Source organism: Sphingobium trunci (assembly GCF_022664535.1).
Classification (GTDB): Bacteria; Pseudomonadota; Alphaproteobacteria; order Sphingomonadales; family Sphingomonadaceae; genus Sphingobium.
Map to the genome: position 1 here is coordinate 24,913 of NZ_JAKUJY010000022.1, position 9,861 is coordinate 34,773.

Below are 9,861 nucleotides of genomic sequence, written 5' to 3' on the forward strand. Positions count from 1 at the left end.
TCCTTGGGGTTTGCCGGTCATCGGCCTGGCCATGAGGCGCTGGCGGCGCTCACTATTCAATCGATATTGGCTCTATATTCCTCGGGGACAGCGACGAGGCGTCGAGCGGGCGCGGACACCAGTGAATGAACAATCGCGGCGGCCGACGGTGGCTGAAAATATGTCTAAAATATCATATGTCATTTTGAACCTGATGCTTGATGAGCACCTCGATGCATTGTTCGCCGGTTGATGGCGGCACCGGGCTTTGGAGCCAAAGGGGAGGGATTCGCGCTACTTGCCCGGGTGCCGATCGTGGTTGGGGACGAACTGCGTTCGATCCGACTTTTCCGCGGAACGACGGTCGGATGGTCCGGCCCCAGGTCGATGGGTATTGCTCTGTTCCGCGTCGTGCCGACCTGTCGCGCTCGAAATCGATGAGCCAACGCATCCCGAAGGCGAGTGGTGGATCGACCTCGAGATCGATGGCGGCCCCGTTTACCCTATACGGTCTGAACCAGTGCCGTGAGATAGGCAGCGCTCTCGCGCAAGCCCGTGAAAGCATACGGATTCAGGAACTGGCGCCGCCACATGAGATTGCGATCGACCTCGCCGAGTTCGGCCGCATCGCATTCTTCCTGCCAGTGGTCACATATCGCGCGGATCTGGCTTTCGACTTTGGCGATGGCCTGCTTCTCGTCCAGGCGGAAGTTCGGGGCTGACGCAAGAGCGGTCTCGATGCGGCTGGAGCGATCCTGCCCCACGATCAGCATCGCCTGGCTCGCTTCCTGCCCTGCCCTGGCCTGCGGGCAGATGTCGTAAGCCGGCGTCAGCGTAAGCGCGCTTCCGTCCCAGAAGGCGGCATGATTGCGGGCGTGGTCGTCGGTGTTCCCGGCGAGGATGTTGAAGACGATGCGGCCGAACAGTTCGTGGAGCGTATCTGTCGAGGCCGTGAAGCGATGGCGGACGATCTCGGCGAGATCCTCATAGCTGGCATAGCGGGCCATCATTTCATCGAGCCCAGCGAGCGTCAGCGCGGATACCATCGCTCGCCGCGACCATGCCCCATTGGCGGGCAGACGATCGAACCTCTCGACCAGCAGCACATCGCGTCCTGAAGCATGGACAAGGTGGACCCCGGCAACCTGCAACCCGGCGCGCGCGGCCAGGCGCATTGCCACGAACTCGGCCTTGACGACGCTGTAGACGTCGCTGGTCGACGAGAATTTTGCGATCAGTTTGCGCTGGCCGTCGGTGATCAAGGCTTTGGGCCGCGCGCCGCCGATAGAGCTGCCGTGGTGCAGCGCCTGGTCGAGTTCGGGCGAAAGTGGCAGGTTCTGCTCGACCTTTTGCGCGGACGCCATCAATTCGTCGAGCGCGGCCTGCGAGGCGCGGGGTACATAGTCCGTGGCCGAGGTCTGAAAATCAAGCGCCCCGATCCGATCCGAACCCGATTCCAGAAGAAAGGTCAGTTCATCGAGCTGGCGGTCGTCCAGGTCGTCGCCCTTCACTCCGAAAGTGCGGTTCAGAATGACCCGCCGTCCCCACGCGTCTGGCGCGGCGTCGCGGATCGCGCTCGGCATGGAGAGCCCGGCCGGAAGCGGCAGGAGGCCCGCGCGCAACGGTAACTCCGGATCATAAAGCGATATCGCGCCTGCACGATCCAAATAGGTGCGGCCATAGGCGAATCTTATGCTTGCTCCTCGCCGGACCAGGCGGCCGGCGATGACGGGTTCGATCTCTCCGGGCAGCCAGGTCCAGACGAAGGCATCGTCGGGATGTGGGATTTCAGAAGGCATCGTCGACCTCGTCGTCGCTCTCGCGCACATATTTCGGGAGGACGGCGATCCGATCGCCAGTCCGGTCAATCATGGCGGTGATCCCCTTCAAGTCGGCATCGAAGAGGGCGACACCGACGATCGCCGCCGCCTCGAAATAGATGCCGATCTCAACCTTGGGGTCTCCGCGCTCGAGGCGACGCAGCGTTCCACGGGAGATGCCTACGCGTTCGGCGAGAAGAGCGGCGGTAATGCGCTTTTGCTTACGGCCCAATTCTACCAGGCGACCGAGAAGCGACACCGCCTCGCGGGTATACCGGCCATAGGCGCGATCTGTCGGGGTCGGCAATGGGCGCTCCATCGATCATATTGATGTGATATGGTTGCTGCATAGACCATGATCGAGGGAATGGCAATTCAGAATGCCGTAAATGATAGCGATAAGGACCATATCTCGGCTATATGGGCCATGGATGTTCCACAGGTCGAGCATGAACGACCGCCTGCTGGCGGCCGCCGCAAAAACGGGAGGCATCCCATGCGATCGCGAACCCTGGCTCAGGCCCGTCCCGAAGGCTGGAAAGTGAAAATGTGCCGACCACCCGTGGTCGACTTATTTGTGCGCCGCATATCATCCGCCGAGGACAGCGCGCGACGATCGAAGTTCAAGAAGGTCATAGGATCGATCTCCCGGAAGCCTCATCTCTTGAACGATCAGTGGGCATGGGCGGCCGGCCGTCACGGAGTGGATCATGCATGCAATGATGCCGACACCGGCCAGGTGGCCTGGTTCGGGCACAGAAAAGAAAGGTGCGACGAGGAAGGAGCGACCTTCCCGAGAAGGCCGCTCCCGAGTTGTGGGGTCAGGCGTAAGACAGGACGGGGATGAATTCCTCCTGCTCGCCCACCTGAACAATCGCCTTGGTGTCACGCGAGACACTTCCGAGGCGCCGCAGGGACGCGGATTTCACTTTGGTCATCACGAACCTCCTTCATTGGAAAGTGCCGAACATCGGCCCCCCTACGAGGCTCCCGCGAAGTTCTCTATTCAACTGATATTGGCTCTATTTCCATTCTGTAGCCGATCGCGCGATGGACTCGTGCCGACGGGCGATTTCGAGGGCGGCCTTGCGCCGGCGGCTGTAATAGGCGTTCGTGAAGCGCTGGAGGAGCCGCCGATCGTTACCGTCCAGCCGCTCCAGAAACTCCGCGGACTCGGCGGCAAGGTCGAACATCGATGCCTCCGCCGCGTGGGCGGGCGCGAGCCTGGCATCGAGATTGGTAGCGATCAGGCGGAGGAGTTTGCTCGCGGTCTGGCCGGCCAGCGTTACAAGGATCGTGCCGCTGTCGAACATCATCATCTCGGTGCCCTGCGTGGCGACGTTGGCGGGAAGCACGACAGGTTCATTCAATATCGAGGCCGCGGTCGTCTGGGCAACGGTGTAGAGTTCGGTCAATTCCACCGGGCCAAGGAGGGGTACGAAATAGCCCAGACCCCGCCGTTCCTCGAGCAAGCCCTCGCCGGCGAGCCGCGCCATGGCCTCTCGGACCGGCGTTGGACTGAAGTTGCAGGTTGCCGCACAACGTGCGACCGAGATATGCCGCCCTTCTGGCCAGTGGCGTTCGCGAAGAGCCTGACGGATCGCTTTATAGGCTTGTAGATATGCCCTGTCTTCGATGTTGCCCATGAACATGCTGCGTCCCTTCCAAGTCCGAGTCATGGAAGTTGCGGTGATGCAAGGCATAGGCGAGATAAAAGTGATCGAAATGCGGTCGAATGGCTCAAATTTGTATCAGAGCACTTCAACTCCGCCATTATTTGCGTATTTTCCGCAGCTATTCGCGTATTATCCGCCAAAAAGCGGCGCCAATTCGGCAATAATATGACTCTTTGAAAATCAAGGGTTTATTCGCGCACGATTTTCTGGTTTCCTTCTGAAACTGACGTTGCCCCCTGTCAGCGTTGGTCCAGCCGAGATGAACGGGAAAGCGGAGATGAGAAGCAAGTCGTCCGAGGAAACCATTGAAGCGGAAGCGATCGCGCAGGCCATGCGCGCCATCCGCACAGACCGGAGGATGCGCACGTCCGAGGTTGCCAAGAAGATGGAACTTCCCGTCCGTTCCTATGAGCATCTGGAGGCAGGAGAAGGGCGTATAAGCTATGAGCGGATCCGTCGATTTGCAGACGCGACCGGCTGCGATCCCGATGCATTATGGTCCATTCCGCAGATCGGCTCGCCCGAGTTTGCCGTACGCTGCGCGGACAACAAACTCATGAGCATCATGATTTCCTGCTTTCGCCTGCTGAACGAGGAACTGGGGGACGACATTGTCTTCCTTGAATCCGGGACTGCCATCGGGGCCATGTCCAAGGTGTGCAAGGAGTTGGTCGAAAATGTCCGCGAGCGGGATACATATGCGGAGAACTGGCTGAAAGAGCAGAAGACACAATCGCGCAAGTCGGCATCCATGGCGGCTGGTTTGCGGAAACCGCGTCTTGCCAAGAGTTGAAGGAGCGGCAAGCCTCATTACAGCGCGGAATGACGTCTATGTACGATCCTGGATGCGAATTTCAGAGATTTGCCCATTACGCAAACAAGGTCTGGACTATTTGATGAATGACCCATCGACGAGTGTCAGGAAGCCTTGCGTAACACTGAACAGCGCCAGGCCCAGCTCAATGAATTGCGCAAGAGGCTCGATGCGTCGATCGTCATTGGCGCAGAACATGCTGTGGAAGATGTAAGGCGGTATCTCCTGGCCGTGGCAGCAGACCTCGATAGACAAAAGCTCTTCGCGCCATCGCGATAATCGAAGCGGCGGCCAAAGTTGTAGAATTTAAGGAGCTGGAATCAGACATGAAGACAGCCCCGCCGAAGCGGGGCTGTCGTGAAAATCAGCGCATTGAAAGGCGGTTGATCGCTCAGGCGCTTGCCGGCGCGGTGTCGGCCTTGGTCTTGGCATCGCCATTCGCAGCCGGAGCAGCCGCCTTCGCAGCCTTGGCCGGCTTCTTGTCAGCGGCTGGCTTCGCTACCTTCGGTGCGGCTGACGGCTTGGCCGTGGGAACCGCCTTTGCCTTGGGAGCAGCGGCCTTCGCTTCCGGCTTGGCGGCAGCTTCGGCCTTTGCCGCCGGCTTTTCATCCTTCGGCCCGGAAATCGAAAGGCGCTTGCGTGCTTCCGTCTTGGCCGGCGCCGCCTTGGGCTCGGCGACAGGAGCCGTCTTTGCTGCGGCAGGCGTCTTGGGAGCGTCCTTGGCGGCGGAGACAGGAGCGGCGGGCTTGACCGACTTCGCCTTGGCGTCGCCATTCACTGCCTTCTTGGGCGCGGCGGCCTTGGCAGGCGCCTTTGCCTTTGCCGGAGCGGGCGTGCCTGGCGCGGCGGCGGGCTTGGCTTCCGCGGCCGGGGCTGCGGGCGTGACGGGCTTGCGGCCCAGACCGATCTTGGAAGCGACCGCACGGCGCGCATCCGAATAGCTGGTGGCGACCAGCGGATAGCTCTTGGGCAGATTATAGCGCGAGCGATATTCCTCGGGCGAGAGTCCATGCGAGGCCAGGTGGCGCTTCAAGGTCTTGTACGGCTTGCCGTCGATGAGGCTCAGAATATGATCAGGCGACGAGAGGCTCTTACGCACCGAGACAGCCGGGGTGTAGGTAGGCGCCTCGGGTTCGGCGGGTGCTGGATTGAGTTCGTTGGTCAGCGCGGCGCGTGTCGTCTGGATCAGGCCGGCAAGATCGCCGCTCGGCAGGGTGTTGTTGGAAACGAATGCGCTTACCAACTGGACGGTCAGAGCGGTGATGTCAGGAGCATTGTTGTCGGCCATGGTCGCGAACCCATCTTCGAGGAATGTTCCGCGCCTCATGCGCGCAATGGAGGAAAATGTAAATCACCATTTGCACGTGCCAAGATGAGACTGGTCAACGACTTCGATCCCGTCATGGTTCCGTGAGGTTATATCCATAATTTTGGTGAATCAGATCAAGGTCATGACAGAATGATGTTCATCACCATTGATCCAATTCGTCGGCTGTCCGCATCCCTTGGTGTCACCGGAAGGACAGGGGCGATCTGCTCCATCCGGGGCAGCATCACGGCTTTCGCCGCGCGATAGCTTTCGTCGTCAAACCCCACCGCCTCGATGATCAATATTCTGATTTCGCCTGTCTCTCTTGAGCGCGCTTCGACGAGGAAGTCTGGCCTGCACGGCCCCAGGTCCGTCAATCGATCGAAGACCGGTTTCTCGATCGCGACGTCAATATCCATGGTATGAAGACGGCGCCGCGCTTCGAGAAGCCGTCGCAATACGATACGTTCAAATTCGCCGTCGACCGGAACGAAGCGGCGTCCTGAATAGATGGGCTGCGCATAGGCGCGCAGCGGCGCGAAGCCACGAGATTCTGGATATTCGCCGACAACGACGAGGGCAAGATAGGGACCTTTGATAAGATTGGTCCGTGTCGATGGCGACTGAACACGGTTGGCGACCCGCACGGGATCGCAGCCCGGTACTTCGATCATACTGCCCTTGAAGGCGGGCGAGAACAGGGTGAGGAAGGCCTGGGGCGCATGCCCGCGCGGCCATTTCTTGGCGAGGCGCCGGAGTGACGCATAGACCTGCCGACTGTGGAGCGCCTGCGCGTGGGTCCAAAGCGCATTCGCCAATTCCATTCCGGGCGCGATCTCGATCTTCGCGGCGGCCTGGCCCAGCGCTTTGAATTCATCCTTGATCGAGGAGGGAATGGGTCGGTCACGAAGGGGAGGTACCCGGTTCAGGTCCGCGGCATCGATCAGGCGCCAGAGCAACCGCGCAAGCCGGGGGATCGACGCCTTGTGCGCGGGGTCGTCGGTCAGATCCTCTTCGGGCCGCTGCGCTAGATTTTCAGGCGCGGGCCGCGGCACCTCGAAGAAGCCCGCCGGAGGTTCCGCCGGATTGAGAGGACTGCGGACTTCGGTGACGCGATTGGTCGCCTGGTCGCGAAAGAAGGGACAGTCGCTCCGATGCTCGGGGCGCTTCGCGCTGGTCAGCCGGCGCAGATAATAGGTTTCCGCTTCGCTCAAATAAGCGGGCGTCAGTATTGGCGGTGCCTGGCTCTCGTCCAGGCAATCGCAAGCAATCCATTTCTCGCCGATGCGCGCCCGCTGAACGAGCAGAATTCACGCTTCCTCGTCATGATGATTGCCCACGCCCTCATACCATCGAACGAGTGCCTCGCGCACCAACGGGGGCAGGGCGACGCGACGGGCTGCAAGCCCGTCGCTATGACGGTCGATCAACCACATGGGAGCCTCGCGGAACCGGCGAGAAGGGGGGGTGAACCCAGGCCCTCGGGATTGACAGTCAGGGTCATGCTGACCTCAACTTGGCGTTCACCGCATAGGAGAATGTCATGCGCAGGACCTTTCTGCTCGCCGGGTTGATACTTGCTGGAACGGACGCCGTGGAGGGCGCAACGTCCGACAGGATACGAACGGTGCAACTGATCGAGATGGGCGCCGCTATCTCCGCCAGGGAACCAACCGGCAGATCCGGGACGACAGGCGCCGTCGTCCAGCAGTTTGGTGTGCCGGTCACGGACGTTGTACTCGCCCGTCGCTCCGACGATCCTTCGACTGCAATTGAGGCGATGGCCCGCTTCATGGCGGACGGAGCCTTGGGCGAGAAGCCTTGGAGCGGCGCTGATCCCGGTGAACCAGCCAGCTTTTCTTTCCCCGCGAGTGCGACGCCCATTCCTTCGTGGATGACCGGTGGTCAGGTCCATTCTTCGGCAAGCCCCCGCTGGGTACCGGGTTGCCTGCCCCTTTCCTACCAGCCGGCGGGTTTTCTGACCGCGGATGCCGAGACCCGCCGCCAGGCCTATTACGGCCTGATGAGCGAGATCGCCTGCGAATATGGCATTCCGGTCGGCTTGTTCGACGCCATGATCATCCAGGAAAGCCGCTATCGCCATCATGTCTTCTCGTCCAAAAATGCCTACGGATTGACCCAGCTCATGCCCGGCACGGCAGCGGAACTGGGCGTCGATCGCTATATTGTTGACCAGAATCTGCGTGGCGGCGCCCGCTATCTGCGCCGGCAACTCGATCGTTTCGGCCAGGTCCACTTAGCGCTCGCCGCCTATAATGCGGGACCGGGCCGGATACGAAGGGCGATGGTCCCCCGCATCCGACAGACCCGCCTCTATGTCGATGACATATTGCGCAACTGGTCCCGGCTGAGCGGCCTTGCGGTGCCGGGCGCATGGCCGGAAACGCAGGCAAGTGCGGGCGATCGACAGGACATGGCCCCGTATCGCATGGCACAGGTTTCGACATTTTAGGAACGGTTCAGAAGCGCAGATCGGTCAGCGCGTTGCGCCGCTCGATGACGCGCATGATCTCATGGGCCATGCGTCTGGCAACGGCGTTGGCGAGCGGCCCCGACCATTCGCGGCGCAATTCCGTACCGTCGGCGCCCTCAATCTCGGCCATCGCGGCCAGCAGCTTGCGCGGCAGATCGAGATAGAATTGGGAAAGCAAGGGAAAGAGCCGGTTCAGCCGATCGTCGCTGTGCGACCCCATATGATGGAGCGCCTCGCCCTTGAGCCAGGCATGGAGGACATGGATATCGAGCGCATCGAGCAACATCTGAAGCTCGGGCACGGTGAGCGGCGGCCGCTTGGCTTCGTTGCGGTGTAGAACGGCACCGAGCCGACTTTTACCGATACCACTGGCGCCGGCAAGATCCCGGACGCTCAGTCGCTTGTGCGCCATGGCGTCGAGGATGACGGCGAGAAAGCCCGCCTGCACATCAGCCCGGCCAGTTTTTGAATTGCTGGGATCATCACCATCCGATTGCCACACCATGAAAATCTCCCTGTTGGTAATTAGGTGCTTTCCCCCCGGAGAGTGTGCGACGGGTGTCATGAAGCGGGTTGCCTGACCCATCTTCATCACCCGCGTATGGGAAGCTTTCTGTCATGCTTTCGAGAGACGTACAGGCTTTCCGCGAAGGAACATGCGGCCTCGCGGATTTGATATTCAAACTATTTTCATGTGATTGAGGGAACCCCTGCCTATTCCACGTCGCGACGCGCTTTTACGAGGCGAATGATCGACAAATAACTGCCATGTCCCGATAATCGTACACCTGCAACCGCCACAAATTTCCAGTCATTTTGATACGATCTCGCATGACAATAATCGAAGCGCGACTTTCGCGAATCATCTCTCCCGCAATATTCGCCTGTTCGAGATCACGGACAGAAATCCATGAAATGGGACAACTGCCCGCGAACACGGGCGGTCTTACGCGCTACCCAGTCGCCAATGTCGATTAAACGCCATTTATTTTATGATTTGATGCCCTGTTCGCTCTTCCGCCTTGGTGAAAACGCGCGAACGCACCCAGCCTTTCCTTGGGGCACGGATCACCCGCGCTCAAGAAGACAAGGAAACCTCTCATGCAGTCTGTTCTGAAACAGGCAGGAAGCGTGGAACTGGCGGTGCTTGGACTCGCCATAGTCGCGTTTGCGCTTCTGCTGCTGGTTGGCCCCGCCTTTGCCGGCGCCGACACCACTTTCGACACGGCGGAAAATACGTTCACTTCCTTCCTTGAAGGCTCGGGCGGGCGGATCATCACCATCCTCTCGCTTGTGGGCGGCGTGGTGGGCCTCGCCTCCGGCCGTTTTTCGCTGGGCCAGATCGCTATTCCCGTAGGCGTGGGCGTTGGCGCGGGCACTGGTATCCCGATCGTGACCTCCACCGTCACCGCGACGATCTGAAGCTTTTTTTGCGGCCCACGGGCTTTGAGCCACCGGGCCGACAAGAGGGTGGTGTATGGCACAGGACAAATATGTGGTCCCGGCTCATCTGGATGATCCTGAACTGATAGGGCTCTGGACGCTGGATGAGTTCCTGGCGATGGTCATTCCCTTCGCCTGGGGTATCCTGTCTCAGCATATTCTAATTGGCATAGCGCTTGCGGGCGCGGGCTGGTGGGGTCTGCGGAAAGCAAAGGCAGGACGCGCGGGCTCATGGCTTTTGCACCTCGCCTATTGGCATTTGCCGGCCGGCTTTACCGGCCTCAAGGCCACGCCACCTTCCTATCTCCGACTGATGGCGGGCTGAC

General features: G+C 60.4%; 9 protein-coding genes and 1 pseudogene. 4 read left to right on the forward strand and 6 right to left on the reverse strand.

The genetic code is table 11. From position 1 onward, the window contains the following. Positions 1–482: 482 nt before the first annotated feature. From MJ601_RS16870 to MJ601_RS16880, 3 genes are all read right to left on the reverse strand, one after another. Positions 483–1,778, reverse strand: a complete 1,296-nt coding sequence (locus tag MJ601_RS16870) for a type II toxin-antitoxin system HipA family toxin (RefSeq protein ID WP_242128522.1) — start codon at positions 1,776–1,778, stop codon at positions 483–485. Then, positions 1,768–2,106: a helix-turn-helix transcriptional regulator gene (locus MJ601_RS16875; RefSeq protein WP_242128524.1), complete on the reverse strand. Its 339-nt coding sequence runs from the start codon at positions 2,104–2,106 to the stop codon at positions 1,768–1,770. Before MJ601_RS16875 ends, MJ601_RS16870 begins: the two co-directional genes overlap by 11 nt. Positions 2,107–2,821: 715 nt before the next feature. Next, positions 2,822–3,451, reverse strand: coding sequence for a GntR family transcriptional regulator (locus MJ601_RS16880; protein ID WP_242128526.1), 630 nt, complete (start codon positions 3,449–3,451; stop codon positions 2,822–2,824). A gap of 301 nt (positions 3,452–3,752) precedes the next feature. On the opposite strand from MJ601_RS16880, the gene MJ601_RS16885 reads away from it, so the two are divergent. Continuing rightward, positions 3,753–4,268, forward strand: coding sequence for a helix-turn-helix domain-containing protein (locus tag MJ601_RS16885; protein WP_242128529.1), 516 nt, complete (start codon positions 3,753–3,755; stop codon positions 4,266–4,268). Between the two features lie 412 nt (positions 4,269–4,680). On the opposite strand, the gene MJ601_RS21960 is transcribed toward MJ601_RS16885, so the two are convergent. Together MJ601_RS21960 and MJ601_RS16900 are read right to left on the reverse strand one after the other, a co-directional pair. Then, complete coding sequence (locus tag MJ601_RS21960; protein WP_281061355.1) at positions 4,681–5,577, reverse strand: Ros/MucR family transcriptional regulator; 897 nt, start codon at positions 5,575–5,577, stop codon at positions 4,681–4,683. A gap of 161 nt (positions 5,578–5,738) precedes the next feature. Next, positions 5,739–7,034, reverse strand: a pseudogene (locus tag MJ601_RS16900) (DUF8535 domain-containing protein). A gap of 107 nt (positions 7,035–7,141) precedes the next feature. Here MJ601_RS16900 and MJ601_RS16905 point away from each other — a divergent pair. Further along, positions 7,142–8,071: a lytic transglycosylase domain-containing protein gene (locus MJ601_RS16905; RefSeq protein WP_242128531.1), complete on the forward strand. Its 930-nt coding sequence runs from the start codon at positions 7,142–7,144 to the stop codon at positions 8,069–8,071. A gap of 7 nt (positions 8,072–8,078) precedes the next feature. Here MJ601_RS16905 and MJ601_RS16910 read toward each other — a convergent pair whose 3' ends face one another. Further along, complete coding sequence (locus MJ601_RS16910; protein ID WP_242128533.1) at positions 8,079–8,597, reverse strand: helix-turn-helix domain-containing protein; 519 nt, start codon at positions 8,595–8,597, stop codon at positions 8,079–8,081. A gap of 596 nt (positions 8,598–9,193) precedes the next feature. Here MJ601_RS16910 and MJ601_RS16915 point away from each other — a divergent pair. Further along, positions 9,194–9,514, forward strand: a complete 321-nt coding sequence (locus MJ601_RS16915; protein WP_242128535.1) for a hypothetical protein — start codon at positions 9,194–9,196, stop codon at positions 9,512–9,514. Between the two features lie 55 nt (positions 9,515–9,569). Next, on the forward strand, positions 9,570–9,860 hold the full coding sequence (traL, locus tag MJ601_RS16920; RefSeq protein ID WP_242128537.1) for a type IV conjugative transfer system protein TraL: 291 nt from the start codon (positions 9,570–9,572) through the stop codon (positions 9,858–9,860). Position 9,861: the final 1 nt, after the last annotated feature.

Excerpts from the sequence above, each read along its gene's own strand:
- MJ601_RS21960 (WP_281061355.1), bottom strand. The coding sequence starts at position 5,577 with ATGGCCGACAACAATGCTCCTGACATCACCGCTCTGACCGTCCAGTTG.
- MJ601_RS16870 (WP_242128522.1), bottom strand. The coding sequence starts at position 1,778 with ATGCCTTCTGAAATCCCACATCCCGACGATGCCTTCGTCTGGACCTGG.
- MJ601_RS16910 (WP_242128533.1), bottom strand. The coding sequence starts at position 8,597 with ATGGTGTGGCAATCGGATGGTGATGATCCCAGCAATTCAAAAACTGGC.
- traL (WP_242128537.1), top strand. The coding sequence starts at position 9,570 with ATGGCACAGGACAAATATGTGGTCCCGGCTCATCTGGATGATCCTGAA.
- MJ601_RS16885 (WP_242128529.1), top strand. The coding sequence starts at position 3,753 with ATGAGAAGCAAGTCGTCCGAGGAAACCATTGAAGCGGAAGCGATCGCG.
- MJ601_RS16915 (WP_242128535.1), top strand. The coding sequence starts at position 9,194 with ATGCAGTCTGTTCTGAAACAGGCAGGAAGCGTGGAACTGGCGGTGCTT.
- MJ601_RS16880 (WP_242128526.1), bottom strand. The coding sequence starts at position 3,451 with ATGTTCATGGGCAACATCGAAGACAGGGCATATCTACAAGCCTATAAA.
- MJ601_RS16905 (WP_242128531.1), top strand. The coding sequence starts at position 7,142 with ATGCGCAGGACCTTTCTGCTCGCCGGGTTGATACTTGCTGGAACGGAC.